The 16,106-nt window shown below is 43.3% G+C and carries 14 protein-coding genes; 9 read left to right on the top strand and 5 right to left on the bottom strand.

Annotated elements, in window-relative coordinates; all coding sequences use genetic code 11:
• Positions 1 to 169 precede the first annotated feature (169 nt).
• Positions 170 to 739 (top strand): DUF2808 domain-containing protein, encoded by a 570-nt coding sequence (locus tag GSQ19_RS11480; RefSeq protein ID WP_011318087.1) that lies wholly within the window; start codon positions 170 to 172, stop codon positions 737 to 739.
• Positions 740 to 1,217: 478 nt separating this feature from the next.
• Here GSQ19_RS11480 and psbC read toward each other — a convergent pair whose 3' ends face one another.
• Complete coding sequence (psbC, locus tag GSQ19_RS11475) at positions 1,218 to 2,597, bottom strand: photosystem II reaction center protein CP43 (RefSeq protein ID WP_011318086.1); 1,380 nt, start codon at positions 2,595 to 2,597, stop codon at positions 1,218 to 1,220.
• Complete coding sequence (psbD, locus tag GSQ19_RS11470; protein ID WP_011318085.1) at positions 2,581 to 3,636, bottom strand: photosystem II D2 protein (photosystem q(a) protein); 1,056 nt, start codon at positions 3,634 to 3,636, stop codon at positions 2,581 to 2,583. The genes psbC and psbD overlap by 17 nt, the downstream gene beginning before the upstream one ends.
• Positions 3,637 to 4,132: 496 nt before the next feature.
• Between psbD and GSQ19_RS11465 the strand changes: the two genes are divergently transcribed.
• The 7 genes from GSQ19_RS11465 (at position 4,133) to GSQ19_RS11435 (ending at position 11,716) form a co-directional block, all read left to right on the top strand.
• Positions 4,133 to 4,729 (top strand): photosystem I assembly protein Ycf4, encoded by a 597-nt coding sequence (locus tag GSQ19_RS11465; protein ID WP_011318084.1) that lies wholly within the window; start codon positions 4,133 to 4,135, stop codon positions 4,727 to 4,729.
• 271 nt (positions 4,730 to 5,000) lie between these two features.
• Entirely contained in the window at positions 5,001 to 5,789 is a 789-nt protein-coding gene (locus GSQ19_RS11460) for a peptidylprolyl isomerase (protein ID WP_011318083.1), read from the top strand.
• Between the two features lie 98 nt (positions 5,790 to 5,887).
• Entirely contained in the window at positions 5,888 to 6,421 is a 534-nt protein-coding gene (locus tag GSQ19_RS11455) for a GNAT family N-acetyltransferase (RefSeq protein WP_011318082.1), read from the top strand.
• Positions 6,422 to 6,587: 166 nt separating this feature from the next.
• Entirely contained in the window at positions 6,588 to 7,754 is a 1,167-nt protein-coding gene (locus GSQ19_RS11450) for a beta-ketoacyl-ACP synthase (protein ID WP_041456649.1), read from the top strand.
• A gap of 139 nt (positions 7,755 to 7,893) precedes the next feature.
• Positions 7,894 to 9,312 (top strand): folate/biopterin family MFS transporter, encoded by a 1,419-nt coding sequence (locus GSQ19_RS11445; protein WP_011318080.1) that lies wholly within the window; start codon positions 7,894 to 7,896, stop codon positions 9,310 to 9,312.
• Between the two features lie 130 nt (positions 9,313 to 9,442).
• Positions 9,443 to 10,936, top strand: a complete 1,494-nt coding sequence (locus GSQ19_RS11440) for a carotenoid oxygenase family protein (RefSeq protein ID WP_041456037.1) — start codon at positions 9,443 to 9,445, stop codon at positions 10,934 to 10,936.
• Positions 10,937 to 10,960: 24 nt separating this feature from the next.
• Positions 10,961 to 11,716 (top strand): creatininase family protein, encoded by a 756-nt coding sequence (locus tag GSQ19_RS11435; RefSeq protein WP_011318078.1) that lies wholly within the window; start codon positions 10,961 to 10,963, stop codon positions 11,714 to 11,716.
• 53 nt (positions 11,717 to 11,769) lie between these two features.
• Here the strand turns inward: GSQ19_RS11435 and GSQ19_RS11430 are convergent, their stop codons facing one another.
• The 3 genes from GSQ19_RS11430 to GSQ19_RS11420 are packed head-to-tail and all read right to left on the bottom strand — an operon-like array spanning position 11,770 to position 15,048.
• Positions 11,770 to 12,483 (bottom strand): DevA family ABC transporter ATP-binding protein, encoded by a 714-nt coding sequence (locus tag GSQ19_RS11430; protein ID WP_011318077.1) that lies wholly within the window; start codon positions 12,481 to 12,483, stop codon positions 11,770 to 11,772.
• An 8-nt stretch (positions 12,484 to 12,491) separates the two neighbouring features.
• Positions 12,492 to 13,670: an ABC transporter permease DevC gene (gene devC / locus GSQ19_RS11425; protein WP_011318076.1), complete on the bottom strand. Its 1,179-nt coding sequence runs from the start codon at positions 13,668 to 13,670 to the stop codon at positions 12,492 to 12,494.
• Positions 13,671 to 13,713: 43 nt separating this feature from the next.
• On the bottom strand, positions 13,714 to 15,048 hold the full coding sequence (locus GSQ19_RS11420) for an ABC exporter membrane fusion protein (protein ID WP_011318075.1): 1,335 nt from the start codon (positions 15,046 to 15,048) through the stop codon (positions 13,714 to 13,716).
• A gap of 184 nt (positions 15,049 to 15,232) precedes the next feature.
• Between GSQ19_RS11420 and GSQ19_RS11415 the strand changes: the two genes are divergently transcribed.
• On the top strand, positions 15,233 to 16,102 hold the full coding sequence (locus GSQ19_RS11415) for a TetR/AcrR family transcriptional regulator (protein WP_011318074.1): 870 nt from the start codon (positions 15,233 to 15,235) through the stop codon (positions 16,100 to 16,102).
• Positions 16,103 to 16,106 lie beyond the last annotated feature (4 nt).

The following is a 16,106-nucleotide window of genomic DNA, read 5'->3' as shown; positions in this document are numbered from 1 at the left end:
CATAGTAACTCTGACAATAGATATCAATTATCTTTTACAAATCATTTGTATTTTTAAGTAATAATAGTTATCTTAGTAATTTATCAATAATAAATATTAAGTTTATGGGCTAATTATTTAGCGATTGAGCAAGTATAATTACTATCTAATTGGTCAAACAAGCTGAGTTATGGGCTTTAAAGTATTATTGGGTACAGCGATCGCCAGTTTAGCAATACTCAATGGATCTACCATCCCACCGAGTCAAGCAATTCAGTTGCAAGATGGTACAGTCTATTTTGTTCAACCACCACGCCTTGTAGAAGCTGTAACCACATACAGCCAGGTCAATTTCTGGGGCGCAACATATTATTTCACCGTCAACTTACCAGAAAACGCTAGCGAACCCTTACAACAAGTCGCAATTAACCAGCATCAGGGAGTAGATGACATTCATTTCGACCTGAAAAACAGTTTTGCTTTTGAAGGTACACACTCCCGTCAAGGTAAAAGAATTGGATTAAAAGATGCGACGGATAATCGTCACACCAGAACAGTATCCATCATATTTGACCCGCCAGTCTCTCCAGGTCAAACGATCACAATTGCCTTGAAACCTTGGCAAAATCCAACTGTCTCAGGAGTATATCTATTTGGCGTTACAGCTTTTCCACCAGGAGAAAAAACTCACAGCCAATTCCTTGGTTTTGGTAGATTGCATTTTTACAATGACATTAGCGGACATTTCCCTTTCTGGTAAATAGTTATACCAATTCAAAATTCAAAATTCGTCTTGGAAAGTTTTCTCAACTGGGGGAACCCCCGCACCGCAACTTTCCGCAAAATTCAAAATTAAGAATCAAGACAGGAAAAGCCTTTGGGGCTATATATCTGTCGCATTCATTTTTCAAATTGGTATTATTACCGTAGATTGTTTGTTGAGACTGGGTGTAAGGGTATAGGAGTATAAGGTAATACGGTTCAATTAAGAAAATAAATTAACTGCTACACATAAAACAGATCTATTTTTTGGAGGGGGCTTGGGGGACGCAACCGTCCCCCAATCGGGGGTTTGGGGGAGAATCCCCCAAGTCTTGGTTCTTCTGAAATCGATAAGCTGACAACGTTAACTGAACCGTATTGGGGTATAAGGGTGTAAGGAATTAAAAAAAAGCTCTTGTTATTACACAAGAGCTTAAAAAGCGTTTGATTGTCAGTGATGAAATAAAATTTGCAACTTAGTCGAGGTCGCCCATAGACATTGCTGGTTCATTCTCACGGTCAATACCCTTCTCGAAACCGCCAGCAGCAGCGCGAGCGCGTCCAGCGTGCCACAAGTGACCAATTAAGAAGAAGAAGCCTAACACAAAGTGAGAAGTAGCCAACCACGCACGAGGGGATACGTAGTTGAAAGAGTTAATTTCTGTAGCCACACCACCCACAGAGTTCAAGGAACCTAGAGGAGCGTGGGTCATGTATTCAGCAGCGCGACGTGCTTGCCAAGGCTGAATATCATTCTTGATTTTATCTAGGTCAAGACCGTTAGGGCCACGTAGAGGCTCTAACCAAGGGCCTTGGAAGTCCCAGAAGCGCATGGTTTCACCACCGAAGATGATTTCACCAGAAGGAGAGCGCATCAAGTATTTACCCAAACCTGTAGGGCCTTGGGCAGAACCAACGTTAGCACCTAAGCGTTGGTCACGAACCAAGAAGGTTAAAGCTTGAGCTTGAGAAGCTTCAGGGCCAGTTGGGCCGAAGAATTCGCTGGGGTAAACAGTGTTGTTGTACCAAACCATACAGGAAGCGATAAAGCCCATTAAGGACAAAGCGCCCAAGCTGTAGGAAAGATATGCTTCACCAGACCAGATAAACGCACGACGCGCCCAACCAAAAGGCTTGGTGAAGATGTGCCAAATACCACCAGAAATACAAATTAAAGCGATCCAGATGTGTCCGCCAATGACATCTTCCATGTTATTAACGCTAACAATCCAACCTTCGCCACCGAAGGGAGATTTAAGCAAATAACCGAAGATTACAGCTGGGTTCAGTGTGGGATTAGTAATTACACGTACATCACCACCACCAGGGGCCCAGGTGTCATAGACACCACCAAAGAACATTGCTTTCAATACCAACAGCAACGCACCACATCCCAGGATGATCAGGTGGAAGCCGATGATATTGGTCATCTTGTTCTTATCTTTCCAGTCATAACCAAAGAAAGAGGAGTACTCTTCTAAGGTTTCTGGACCACGGACGGCGTGGTAAATACCACCAAAGCCTAATACGGCAGAAGAAATCAGGTGGAGTACACCAACAACAAAGTAGGGGAAAGTATCGATAACTTCACCACCAACGCCAACGCCCCAACCAAGGGTAGCGACGTGAGGTAACAGGATTAAACCCTGCTCGTACATCGGTTTTTCTGGAATGAAGTGAGCGACTTCAAATAAGGTCATCGCTCCGGCCCAGAACACAATCAAGCCAGCATGAGCAACGTGAGCGCCCAGCAGTTTACCGGATAAGTTGATTAGGCGCGCATTACCAGACCACCAAGCAAAACCGGATGATTCTTGGTCGCGTCCGCCGCCTAAGGTATTAGAGAGCGTTACCACGTGGTAGTACCTCTTCGGGGAATACAAATTTTTCGTGAGGCTGATCTTGAGGAGCCATCCAAGCGCGGATACCCTCGTTCAGCAAAATGTTCTTGGTATAGAAGGTTTCAAATTCTGGGTCTTCTGCTGCCCGTAATTCTTGGGAAACGAAGTCATAAGCCCGCAGGTTCAATGCTAAACCAACGATGCCTACCGCACTCATCCACAACCCAGTGACGGGTACGAACAACATGAAGAAGTGCAACCAGCGTTTGTTGGAGAAAGCAATCCCGAATATCTGTGACCAGAATCGGTTCGCTGTCACCATTGAATAGGTTTCTTCTGATTGGGTGGGGTTGAAGGCGCGGAAGGTGTTTGCGCCTTCGCCGTCTTCAAATAGGGTGTTTTCTACTGTTGCACCGTGGATGGCACACAGTAGCGCTCCACCTAGTACACCTGCTACTCCCATCATGTGGAAGGGGTTTAGTGTCCAGTTGTGGAACCCTTGGAGGAATAACAAGAATCTGAAGATTGCTGCTACTCCAAAGCTTGGTGCAAAGAACCAAGATGATTGTCCCAATGGGTACATCAGGAATACGCTGACGAATACCGCTATGGGTGCTGAAAATGCTAGTGCGTTGTAGGGTCTGATTCCTACTAGGCGCGCAATTTCAAATTGACGTAGCATGAATCCGATCAAACCGAAGGCTCCGTGTAGGGCTACGAATGGCCATAACCCCCCTAGCTGACACCAACGGGTAAAGTCCCCTTGGGCTTCTGGTCCCCACAACAACAACAGGGAGTGTCCCATGCTGTCTGCTGGGCTTGATACTGCTACTGTCAGGAAGTTTGCTCCTTCCAGGTAGGATGATGCTAGTCCGTGGGTGTACCACGATGTGACAAATGTTGTACCGGTTAGCCAACCGCCTAGTGCTAGGAAGGCGCAAGGAAATAATAATATCCCTGACCAACCTACGAATACGAAGCGATCGCGCTTTAACCAGTCGTCTAGTACGTCAAACCACCCTCTACTGGGGGCCCTTCCTACTGCGATGGTCATTTAACTAAAATCCTCTTTTACTAAAAATTGCAACGTCTTTAAGCAGTGCTTTCGTTGGTTTTCCCAACTTCTGGCAACTACCGCGAGGAAATAACGTTTTTTTTGACATTCTCAGTTGTCTTAAAACTTCTGAGTTCCTGAGAGCCGACCAATTAGTTAAATTGGCTTTTCTCAGAGATATGTCTTTACACGCACCATCAGCTAGTCACCTAGCTTGTGGTAACTTAATGATTCTTAACTTACCATATTAGTCCGGCTTTTGCTTAATCCATCTAATGTGAATCAACCATGAAACACGAACCTATTAAATACTATGAATATCAGAAATTTTACAATCTGACACAACTTTTCTCAGAAATCTTGACATTGGATGAGTGACGGCTGACAGTTAACCTTTAACTTTTAACCCTTAACTAACTAATTCTTGAGCTTGCAAGACATCCTGTTCAGGTGGCAGACTCTTAAAAGGGAAGAACTCACAGGCCAAGATATTTCCATGACGGCATCAACAACAATTAACAAAGGTGATTCACCTAACGGTGACAGTTCCGCTTCCAGCGTCCTCCATCAAAAAGTTCTCGGTTCTCGTCGGTTCAGTAACTACTGGTGGGCAAGTATTGTGACGTTGGGAGCATCGGGCTTTCTTTTGGCAGGCATATCCAGTTACTTAAAAGTTAATTTACTCATAGTTACCGACCCAACTCAACTGATATTTGTACCTCAAGGTTTGGTAATGGGTCTATATGGTACTGCTGGCTTGCTTTTAGCGTCGTACTTGTGGCTAGCTATCCTCTGGGACTTAGGCGGCGGCTACAACGATTTCAATCGAGAAACTGGGAATATTAAAATATTTCGTTGGGGATTTCCTGGTAAAAACCGTAAGATTGAAATTGGCAGCCGTATACAAGATATACAGTCTGTACGTATAGACATCAAGGAAGGCTTGAACCCCCGCCGCGCACTATATCTCCGTGTTAAAGGTCGTCGAGATATACCGTTGACTAGAGTTGGTCAACCTTTATCTTTGGCAGAATTAGAAACTCAAGGCGCTCAGTTAGCCCGCTTTTTAGGAGTACCTTTAGAAGGTCTTTAAGGGTAATGATTGGATGTAGCTTTAGCTTTCCGAAGTTTGGTAGATGAAGAAACAGGGGAGCAAGGGGGAAAAGTTAGAGAAAGTTTTCCCCCTGTCCTCCTAAATCCTGTTCCCTCTGCCCATTCCTCTAGTTAATTATTTATTTTGAATTTTGAATTTTGAATTTTGAATTTTGAATTTTGAATTTTGAATTTTGAATTTTGAATTTTGAATTTTGAATTTTGAATTGTTAATAGAGGCTAATATACATTGGTTGAGCCAGTAACTGACAATGCGGTTAAAATTTTCACAATTCTTGGTTGCATTTTTGATCATCGGCTCCCTGATTTTGGGAGGTTGTTCTGCCCAGGAGGTTAGCCTTAACTCTTCTCCAGGGTCTACAGCAGTTGAGACAACCACCACTACTGCTGAAGCAACATCTGTGTCTGAAACAAATAGTGAGAGTAATTCGGGAATGACAAATTCTTTACCACGCCTCGAAGGCAAAGCTACTGTGGTAATTACAGTTAAAGGGTCGCCAATTACTGTCGAGGTAGACGGTACAAATGCCCCCATCACAGCTGGCAATTTCATTGATTTAGTTCAAAAAGGTGTTTACGATAACACAGTTTTCCACCGAGTTGTCCGTCAGCCTCAACCCTTTGTAGTGCAAGGCGGCGATCCTCAAAGTAAAGACCCAAAAAGTTCTCAACAACTTTGGGGAACTGGTGGCTACATTGACCCAAAAACAGGCACTGAACGCCGCATTCCTTTGGAAATTAAACCCAAAGGGGAGGCAGAACCACTTTATGGCAAAACTTTCGAGTCTGCTAGAGTGATGGTAGCACCTGAGTTACAGCATAAACAAGGGGCAGTCGCAATGGCGCGATCGCAACAACCAGATTCGGCATCTTCACAGTTTTATTTTGCTCTAGCCGATTTGGGATTCCTCGACGGTAACTATGCTGTATTTGGTCAAGTTACTCAAGGCTTTGACGTAGTGAACAAAATTCAGCAAGGCGATCGCATCGACTCGGCTAAAGTTACTCAAGGTGCTGAGAATCTGAAAGCAGCACAATAGATAACAGGGATTGGGGGCTACGGATTGGGAATAAAGTTCATCTCTTTGTTCCCAACCGCCAAAATCTCTAACTTAAGGCTGGAAATAAGGGGTTGTGCATGAAACCACCGCAAACTTTAGCAACTCAACGATTATCCTTAAGGCAACCAGTCGCTGAAGATGCAGCATTAATATTTACGCAGTATGCACAAGATCCAGAGGTTGCTAAATACACTAGTTGGCAAACTCACAAATCCATTAAAGAAACGGATGAATTCATTAATCGATGCACCTCAGTTTGGGCTAATGTCTCCGCATTTCCTTATGTTCTGATCCGCAAGGAAGATGCTCAACTCATCGGCATGGTAGAAATTCGCATTAACCAGTTTAAAGCAGAGTTGGGATATGTTCTTACAAAATCAGAATGGGGTAAAGGATATATGCCAGAGGCTGTCCAAGCACTGACGGATTGGGCATTGGGACAAAATGAGATTTATCGAGTCTGGGCTGTTTGTGATGTTGAAAACCAGGCATCAAAGCGGGTGATGGAGAAAGTTGGAATGCACAGAGAAGGTGTATTAGAGCGGTGGTTCATTCATCCAAATATGTCACAAGAGCCACGAGACTGCTACTGCTATGCAGTGACCAAGTAAGATCCCACCACAATGAATCAATTCAAAATCAAATACGCTTTTTCCGATCAAAGTTGGTAAGCGATCGCCTCGTAATCACGCTGACGGTGATGATACAAGCATGGTCTGTGGTCTTCTTTGGCAGAGCGGTAGTATGGTTTTGAGTAAGCCATTTTCCTGCTCTCACATGATCGAAGTTGTTATCACTGGTATTGGGCTAGTTTCAGCCTTGGGTACGAGCCTAGAGGAGAGTTGGCAAAGTTTAATTGCTGGTAAGTCTGGAATAACATGGCATCAACCATTTCCAGAGTTACCGCCTCTACCTCTGGGCTTAATTGGTCAAAAGCCGACTAGTTTGCCAAGCTTGACTCAGGTGGTGGTGGATGCGGCAATCAAAGATGCTGGGTTAGTACCACCTTTAACTGATTGTGCTGTAGTTATTGGCTCTAGTCGCGGTTATCAAGCATCCTGGGAAAAACTAGCACAGCAAATATATGCTGGTGATAATTCATTTGATAACGCAGAAAGATTAGAGGATTGGTTAGATACTTTACCCCACATGAACGCGATGGCTACCGCCAGACAAATTGGGGCTACAGGGGCAGTTACAGCACCGATGGCGGCTTGTGCTACAGGCATTTGGGCGATCGCTCAAGCCGCAATTCTCATCCAAACAGGGCAATATCAACGCGTCATTGCTGGAGCTACAGAAGCAGCAATTACACCCTTAACTTTGTCAGGGTTTCAACAAATGGGAGCTTTAGCGAAAACCGGAGCTTACCCTTTTGATTTACAGCGTGAAGGTTTAGTTTTAGGTGAAGGCGCTGCTGTATTTGTCTTGGAATCCAGACAATTGGCAGAAAAACGCAAAGCCAAGATTTATGGACAAATTTTGGGTTTTGGCTTGACAAACGACGCTTATCATAGTAACCAACCAGAACCAAAGGGGAAGAGTGCGATCGCTGCTATTGAGCAATGTTTAGTGCGGAGTCAGCTAACATCGGCTGATATTGATTACATTCATGCTCATGGTACGGCTACTCAGCTGAATGACCGAATAGAAAGTCAAGTAATCAAACATTTATTTCCCTCAAAAGTAGCAGTTAGTTCTACCAAAGGCAGTACAGGCCATACTTTAGGCGCATCAGGCGCGTTAGGAGTGGCGTTTTCACTTCTAGCTTTAGAGCAAAAAATATTACCTCCCTGTGTGGGATTACAGGAACCAGAATTTGATTTGAATATAGTAAAAACAGCACAACACAGCCAAATTCAACAGGTGTTATGTCTGAGTTTTGGTTTTGGTGGACAGAATGCAGCTATAGCTTTAGGAAGAGGAAATGATCATCGGGGTTAGGTTGTAGAGGTGAGACAACAAGAGATTTCCCCATAAAAATTTTGCTTTTTCCCCAGTCCCCAGTCCCTAATCCCCAATCCCTTCATTTCAGAAACGGATATGATAGAAAAGTCGATAAAACTTAAAGAATATTCATCAAATGCTGATTGACTCCTCTGGCTTGTCCAAGGTCAAAGACTCAGTAAGAAAACAAATTTTCTTCGGTAATGAACCTAGTGCCGAATTAATTGCCATCCTTAGCGTCTATTTTGTCCAAGGGATTTTAGGCCTGGCGCGTCTAGCCGTCAGCTTTTTTCTCAAAGATGAATTGTTGTTAAGTCCTGTTCAGGTATCGGCATTAATGGGAATTGTGGCCTTACCTTGGATGGTTAAGCCATTATTTGGCTTTGTTTCAGACGGCTTACCGATATTCGGCTACCGTCGCCGACCATACCTAGTGTTATCAGGAATACTGGGAGCAATTTCTTGGATCAGTTTGGCCACAATAGTTCATACTAGCTGGGCAGCTACCGTAGCGATCGCCCTTGGTTCTCTATCTGTCGCTGTGAGTGATGTGATAGTTGACTCCCTGGTTGTGGAACGCGCCAGAGAAGAATCAGTGTCTCATGTTGGCTCACTACAAGCATTATGTTGGGGAGCTTCTGCCTTCGGTGGTTTAATTACTGCCTACTTTAGTGGGTTGCTACTAGAGCATTTCACTACTCGTACCGTATTTTTGATTACAGCTTCATTTCCTCTCATTGTCTCAGGGGTCGCGTGGTTGATTGCTGAGTCTCCTGTTAGTAAAGACGGGAGTGATAATACTAACCTCCTCAGTGTCAAGCAGCAACTACAGCAACTACGCCAAGCATTCACCCAAAAAAGTATTTGGCTACCCACTGCATTCGTATTTATTTGGCAAGCCACCCCAACTGCTGACTCAGCCTTTTTCTTCTTCAGTACCAATGAACTGCACTTTGAACCAGAGTTTTTAGGGCGAGTGCGTTTAGTTACCAGTCTGGCATCTTTGATTGGCGTTTGGATTTTTCAACGTTTCTTAAAAAGTGTCTCCTTCCGGCTAATTTTTGGTTGGAGTACGGTCATTTCCGCAGTTTTGGGCATGACTATGCTCTTGCTGGTGACCCACACAAATCGGGCTTTGGGTATAGATGACCGTTGGTTTAGTTTGGGTGATAGCCTCATTCTCACAGTGATGGGACAAATTGCCTATATGCCAGTTTTGGTACTTTCTGCCAGACTTTGCCCTCCTGGTGTAGAAGCCACATTATTTGCCTTATTGATGTCAGTCTTTAATTTAGCCGGCATGGTTTCTTACGAAGTGGGAGCCATCATCATGCACTGGCTAGGAATTACTGAAACTAACTTTGATTTACTTTGGCTTTTGGTATTAATCACTAACTTGAGTACACTATTGCCATTGCCGTTTCTCAACTGGCTACCAGCCGATGATGCAGAAATAGAAACCCAGGCATTAGCACCAGCTTCAGCTAATAGTCAAGTGTCTAATTTAGTTTCTGAATTAAGGTTGCGAGAAGCAGAACCAAAAATAGTTGAATAAAATTTTGCAACAAACGATAGCCTAATTTTTACTTGTGTCTCAATGCCTCTGTGGTTGAAAGATTATTTCCTCAACACAGAGACATAAATTCATGCAAAATAATCCTTTCTTAAAGCCTACCTTTTTTAATATGCAAAGTTACAAATATCAACAAAAAGAAACTTCAGAAAAATCATATACTCGTGAAGACTGGCAGGGAGGATATAAATCTCTAACGCAAGAGTTTGATTATTGGATTGATGATGTAGAAGGGGAAATTCCTGCCGAACTACAAGGTACTTTGTTTAGAAACGGGCCAGGATTACTAGATATCAAAGGACAAAGTATTCATCACCCCTTTGATGGTGATGGCATGATTAGCCGTATTAGCTTTGTCAATGGTCGCGCTCATTACCGTAATAGTTTTGTCAAAACAGCAGGGTATTTGGCAGAAAAAAATGCTGGTAAAATTCTGCATCGGGGAGTTTTTGGTACTCAAAAACCGGGTGGTTGGTTAGCTAATATATTTGATTTCAAACTGAAGAATATTGCTAACACTAATGTTATCTATTGGGGTAATAAACTTTTAGCATTGTGGGAGGCGGCGGAACCCCATCGTCTTGACCCCAAAACGTTAGAGACATTGGGTAAAGAATATTTTGATGATGTTTTGTCAGCAGGTGAAGCTTTTAGCGCTCATCCCCGATTTGACCCCAGTTGTGAGCAGGATAACGGCGCACCTTGCTTAGTCAATTTTTCGGTTAAACCCGGATTATCTACGAAAATTACGATTTTTGAGTTAAATCTAGCAGGCGAAGTTGTCAGAAAGCACGCTCACAATGTACCTGGGTTTTGTTTTATTCACGATTTTGTAATTACACCTAATTACTGCATCTTCTTTCAAAATCCTGTTAGCTTTAACCCTATACCTTTCGCCTTAGGATTACGTGGCGCTGGGGAATGTATTCAAGTAAAACCAAATCAGCCAACACGGATTATTATCATTCCTCGCTTTCCTCAGTCAGGACAAAAAGAAATCAAAACTTTAGAAGTGCGTTCAGGTTTCATTTTCCATCACGTTAATGCTTTCGTTGTGGGAGATGAAATTCTTGTAGACTCAATTTGTTATGACTCCCTACCAGAAGTAGAGCCAGAAAGTGATTTTCGCCAAGTGGATTTTGAGGCGATCGCACCTGGTCAACTATGGCGTTTTTACCTTAATCTCAAGGATGGGACAGTACAAAAAAAATTAATTGAATCTCGTTGTTGTGAGTTTCCCGCAATTCATCCCCGTAATGTAGGGCGTTCTTATCGATACTTGTATATGGGTGCGGCTCATAGGGATAGTGGTAATGCACCATTGCAAGCATTACTGAAAATAGATTTAGAGTCTGGAGAAAAACAGATATGGAGTGCAGCACCTCGCGGTTTTACGGGTGAGCCGATTTTTGTTCCCCGTCCAGGCTCAGAAAAAGAGGATGATGGTTGGGTACTGGCTTTAGTTTATGATGCGGCTCATCACCGTTCAGATGTGGTAATTTTAGATGCTAGTGATTTTACTAAAGGGGCGATCGCTAGGCTACATCTCCAGCATCATGTACCCTATGGTCTTCACGGCAACTTTACTCCCCAGGTATTTGTATAAACTAGTACTGCAAAGTGAGTGAAAATGTTACTAAGTTTAAGCACATGGCAGGAAGTTGAAACCTACTTGCAAAAATCAACAGGGATTATTCTCCCGATTGGTTCGACTGAACAACATGGGCCGACGGGATTAATTGGTACAGATGCGATTTGTGCAGAAGCGATCGCTCGTGGTGTGGGTGAAGCAACTGGGGCGATCGTTGCACCTACAATTAATGTAGGGATGGCTCTACACCATACCGCTTTTCCAGGTACGATTAGTTTGCGTCCCAGTACTTTAATTTTGCTGGTGCGAGATTATGTGACTAGCCTGGCTAAAGCTGGTTTTACAAAGTTCTACTTTATTAACGGACACGGTGGTAATATCGCCACTCTCAAAGCTGCATTCTCGGAAACATACGCGTATCTGGAAGACTTGCAGATTCCCTCTGCCCATAAAGTACAATGTCAAGTCGCCAACTGGTTTATGTGTGGTTCCGTGTACCAGCTTGCCAAAGAATTGTATGGTGATCAAGAAGGTTCTCATGCTACCCCTAGTGAAGTAGCTGTAACTCAATATGTCTACCCAGAAGCGATTAAGCAAGCACCGCTTTCACCAGAAGTAGCCAGAGGACATCGAATTTACAGTGCTACCGATTTTCGCCAACATTACCCAGATGGACGGATGGGTTCTAATCCCGCTTTAGCAACACCAGAACATGGTAAGCAATTTTATGATTTAGCTGTCAAAGAACTGAGTAATGGGTATTTAGAATTTTTGAATGCTGATACCGTTTCTTAATGAAGATGTGCTTTATTCTGGACTGTAGAGACGTTGTATGCAACGTCTCTACATCATTTATTGACACTCACCTCGTCCTTGACAAGATGACCATCTTCCATGTAGACAATGCGATCAGCGATGTCTAAAATGCGGTTGTCGTGGGTAACTAGCAGAATTGTACAGTGATGCTCTTTGGCTAATTTTTGCATTAATTCCACGACATCGCGCCCTGATTGTTTATCTAGTGCGGCTGTTGGTTCATCAGCTAAGACTATTTTAGGCTGACTGACTAAAGCACGAGCGATCGCTACCCTTTGTTTTTGTCCTCCCGATAAGTTATCTGGGTAATAATTCAGCCGATTTCCTAAGCCGACTTCTTCTAACATTGCTGTTGAGCGAGTGAGCATTTCTTGGGTGGAAATTCCTGGTTGCAATTCCAAACCCATCCGCACATTTTGCAGTGCTGTTAGGCTACCGTGTAGGTTATGCGCTTGGAATATATAACCGTTGTTGCGTCGTGCTTGAGTCAACTGTTTACTACTAGCACCGCAGAGTTCACTACCTAAAATCCGCAAATTACCAGACTGGGCTGAACGCAAGCCACCAACTAAAGTTAGTAGGGTAGTTTTTCCAGAACCGGAAGGCCCTGTCATAATCACTATTTCGCCTGCATTAATTTCGAGGTTGATATTAAATAAAACCTGTTTGCGGAGTTGTCCACTACCAAAGTAATGGTCGAGGTTTTGAATGGAAATTACAGGTTCGGAAGTATTAATGCTTTGCATAACTTGTCTCAAAACATATCGGCTGGGTCAGCAGATTGTAATTTACGTGTGGCTATAGCTCCAGAAAAGATACACATGATTAGGGTTAATAATAAGACTAAGAAGGCTCTAACTGCTGTCATAAATATGGGTAAATTTGTGGCATTTGCGGCTAATCGATAAAGCCCTAAGGGAACTATAAACCCTGGAATAAAACCCAAGACTGCTAGAATTAAAGCTTCTTCAAAAATTACTCCTAATAAATAAGAATTGCCGTATCCCATTGCTTTGAATGTGGCATATTCTTTGAGGTGGGCATTTACGTCAGTGGAAAGTACTTGATAAACAATAATCACACCGACCATAAATCCCATTGATACGCCTAAACTGAAAATGAAGCCGATGGGGCTACTTGTTTTCCAGTAGTCTTCCTCCATTTTGACGTATTCAGCACGAGTCAATACTTTGACATCATCATTTGGAAGGTAAGACTTCAGTGCTTCGGCTACTTGTTTTGGATCATAACCGGGTTGAACATTAACTAAGCCTAGATTGATACTTCCTGCTAGCCTGCGAGGAAACAAACGCAGGAAGTTTTCATCACTAGAAATTAAAGTACCGTCAGCACCAAAGGAAGCACCTAGTTTAAATGTCCCACTAATCGAGATGGTACGTTTATCTACTTCTGTAGTGACACTTTCCCCCGCACTAATTTGACTAAAAACTTTGTTGTATTCACCCCTAGCTGCGCGGTCGAAAATGAAGTTATCTGGTAACTTAATCTTATCTAGCTGATTGTTAACTTCTGGGATATTCAAAGCAGGTTGCTCAGGATTAAACCCAATTGCTTGTACTGAAGTTTTACGGCGAGTTTGGGGATTTTTCCAGGTGACTAAACCGATATACATGGCTTCTGCGGACTTCACACCGGGAACATCCGCAGCTTGCAACAGCCGCCGCCGCGAGAAGGTAGCCAAGTTCTGCATATTTCGGCTTTGAGGACTGATTAAAACGATGTCTGCAAGCACTGCCCGATTGAGGCGGGTGTTACTGTCATACAAGGCATTTTGAAAGCCCAACTGCATGAACATCAGGACATCGGCAAAGGCGATACCAGATAAAGCAACCAAGAGGCGGCTTTTATAATGACTCAGTTGTAGCCATCCCAAAGGTGTACGTCGCTGTAGTTCTTGAATGAATCCAGTCATATTTAGTTATTAGTCAATAGTCAATAGTCATTGGTCAACAGCCTCATAGTTCAATTACTGCTGTGACTTGTAAGTTAGTGAATTTGGCAGCTTTTTGGCTTGAGGCTTCATCTAGTTGCACATGAACTTCTACGACGCGTGAATCAATATTTTCACTAGGGTCGCTGTTGATAATGTTCTGACGTTGGACTTTCCAGCCAATTTGGTCTACTGTACCTCGCAGTTTTCCTGGGAGAGATTTACTCGATATCTCCACTTTTTGCCCTGTACGGACTTTGTTGACATCGCTTTGATAAACTTCGACAACTGCATACATCTGGTCGATTCGCCCAATTTCGACGATGCCATCAGTGGATACAACTTCGCCTGCACGGGTGTAGATGTCAAATATCACACCATCTTGGGGCGATGGCTCCGCCAAGTCCTTCGGCCAACGCACATAAACTTGATCTAAGTTAGCCTTTGCCTGTTTTGCTGCTGCTAAAGCACGGTCTACCTCTACCTTGGCTGCTTGTATATCAATAGGACGCACTTCCGCAATTTTATTTAAAGTAGCGGCGGCGGCGCTGACTTGTTTGCTACCTGTAGTGTTGATTCGAGATAGGGCTGTTTTCGCTTCGCTGATTTGCTTACGTCCAGTACTATCAATTCTTTGCAGGTTGGCTTGCGCTTCACTCAACTGTTGAGTAATAGTATCTACACTTAATCGCTTAGTATCATAGGAAGACTGGGAAATTGCACCGTCAGCATAAAGCTTTTGATAGCGTTCCCATTCACTTTGAGCGTTTTTCAGTTCTGCCTCTAATCTCTTAACTGTGGCCTGTTGGGCTGATTTCTCACCTTGCCATTGGGCTTCTAATCTGGCTACGGTTTCTTGTTGTTCTCTCTCATCACCTGTTGTCTGTGCCTGGACACGGGCAATTTCGGCTCTCTGGGCTTCTATCTCCCCAACTTTTGCCCCTTCTCGGACTTTCTCTAAGTTAACTTGGGCGACTTTCACCGCTTCTTGGGCTTCTTGGTAAGCTGCCTCTAGGCGATCGCGGTTATCTAAAATAGCAATTACTTGTCCAGCTTTTACCTTATCCCCTTCTTTAACTAACAGTTTCTCTACTCGACTTCCTTGTCCAGGTGATGAAGGTGCGGAAAGTTTAATGACTTCACCCTTTGGTTCTAGTCTGCCCAATGCCGTTACCGTTTTTATCTGCGGTGTGCTGACTTGGGGAGTTAGACTTACAGGAGATGGCTGTGCTTGAGTTTGGAGTGAACTATAACCCTTTACACCAGCGATCGCCAAACCTGTGGCTGCTGCCAAAATGAGTAATTGTCGGGAGTTACGCTTGAAGAATACGGAACCTTGATCTGCTACCTCGCGTACCATAAGCCCCTCTTTTGTTTAGGACGCTAAATAAACTGTTTAGTTTAGTAATCTACAATTAAACTAAACCGTACATTACAATATTGTCAAGGGTTTATGGGCAGAAAATGAATCATTACCGCAGGAATCTCCACAATTAGGTTCACTTATCGATCTAAGCTAGTTTATTTAGCGAAAATATAAAAATATGAGTAAGAAAAAGGCACATATAGAAACTAATCATGCCGACCGCTTGCCGTCAGCAGAAAAGGTTGATGCAATTCTCAACGGTGCGATGCAAGAATTTTTGACCCACGGATATGCAGCTACAACAATGGATAGAGTGACAGCCGCAGCCGGAGTCTCGAAAACCACTGTCTACAGCTACTTTCAAGACAAAGAAGGATTATTTGCTGCTTTGATTGAAAAACTAGCCCAGGAAAAATGTTTTTTAATGCACAATCCTGAGCTTTTGCAAGGAGAACCCCATATTGTTCTACGCCGTTTAGCAACAAATATTTTCAATCAAGTAGAGCAAGAACCAGAGTTTTTGAGTTTAGTCAGGCTAATTATCGGCGAATCTGGGCGGTTTCCATCCTTAGCAAAAACCTTTGTCTGCAACATAGATAAACAAGCTCTACAGAGGCTAAGTGAATATTTTACAGAGCATTCAGAACTAAAATTACCTGATCCAGAGGTAGCAGCACGTATTTTTCTTGGTACAGTAGTGCATTTTATAATTCTTCAATATATGCTCCATAGTCAGGATATCTTGCCAATGGAGAGCGATCGCCTGATTGACAATCTGATTAATTTAATCACTATTAATCTTTCTCAAAATACTTCTACTAATCAGTATTCTGGTACAAGGCAGAAATCCCCAAGGCGCAGGCGTACAGCTTCGGGTAAATTCCAGATGGACTACGCTTCAGAACCCAAACAGTTAAGGTCCATAAGATTGACGAATACAGCCTGGGAACAATTGGCAGAATTAGCAGAGAAAAATAATTTGACTCGCAGTGAAATGATTGAAATCTTTGCCCGCCAAGGTTTTTCAGGCAATCACACTAACTCGTAATCAC

The sequence above is a fragment of the Trichormus variabilis 0441 genome, from assembly GCF_009856605.1.
Lineage (GTDB): Bacteria > Cyanobacteriota > Cyanobacteriia > Cyanobacteriales > Nostocaceae > Trichormus > Trichormus variabilis.
The sequence above is the reverse complement of the archived record's forward strand: the minus strand, read 5'-3'. Positions and strand labels throughout refer to the sequence as shown.

What these genes read in the sequence shown, in the direction of transcription:
- GSQ19_RS11480 (WP_011318087.1), top strand. Translation starts at nt 170, where the DNA reads ATGGGCTTTAAAGTATTATTGGGTACAGCGATCGCCAGTTTAGCAATA.
- psbD (WP_011318085.1), bottom strand. Translation starts at nt 3,636, where the DNA reads ATGACCATCGCAGTAGGAAGGGCCCCCAGTAGAGGGTGGTTTGACGTA.
- GSQ19_RS11465 (WP_011318084.1), top strand. Translation starts at nt 4,133, where the DNA reads ATGACGGCATCAACAACAATTAACAAAGGTGATTCACCTAACGGTGAC.
- GSQ19_RS11460 (WP_011318083.1), top strand. Translation starts at nt 5,001, where the DNA reads ATGCGGTTAAAATTTTCACAATTCTTGGTTGCATTTTTGATCATCGGC.
- GSQ19_RS11455 (WP_011318082.1), top strand. Translation starts at nt 5,888, where the DNA reads ATGAAACCACCGCAAACTTTAGCAACTCAACGATTATCCTTAAGGCAA.
- GSQ19_RS11450 (WP_041456649.1), top strand. Translation starts at nt 6,588, where the DNA reads ATGATCGAAGTTGTTATCACTGGTATTGGGCTAGTTTCAGCCTTGGGT.
- GSQ19_RS11445 (WP_011318080.1), top strand. Translation starts at nt 7,894, where the DNA reads ATGCTGATTGACTCCTCTGGCTTGTCCAAGGTCAAAGACTCAGTAAGA.
- GSQ19_RS11440 (WP_041456037.1), top strand. Translation starts at nt 9,443, where the DNA reads ATGCAAAGTTACAAATATCAACAAAAAGAAACTTCAGAAAAATCATAT.
- GSQ19_RS11435 (WP_011318078.1), top strand. Translation starts at nt 10,961, where the DNA reads ATGTTACTAAGTTTAAGCACATGGCAGGAAGTTGAAACCTACTTGCAA.
- GSQ19_RS11430 (WP_011318077.1), bottom strand. Translation starts at nt 12,483, where the DNA reads ATGCAAAGCATTAATACTTCCGAACCTGTAATTTCCATTCAAAACCTC.
- devC (WP_011318076.1), bottom strand. Translation starts at nt 13,670, where the DNA reads ATGACTGGATTCATTCAAGAACTACAGCGACGTACACCTTTGGGATGG.
- GSQ19_RS11420 (WP_011318075.1), bottom strand. Translation starts at nt 15,048, where the DNA reads ATGGTACGCGAGGTAGCAGATCAAGGTTCCGTATTCTTCAAGCGTAAC.
- GSQ19_RS11415 (WP_011318074.1), top strand. Translation starts at nt 15,233, where the DNA reads ATGAGTAAGAAAAAGGCACATATAGAAACTAATCATGCCGACCGCTTG.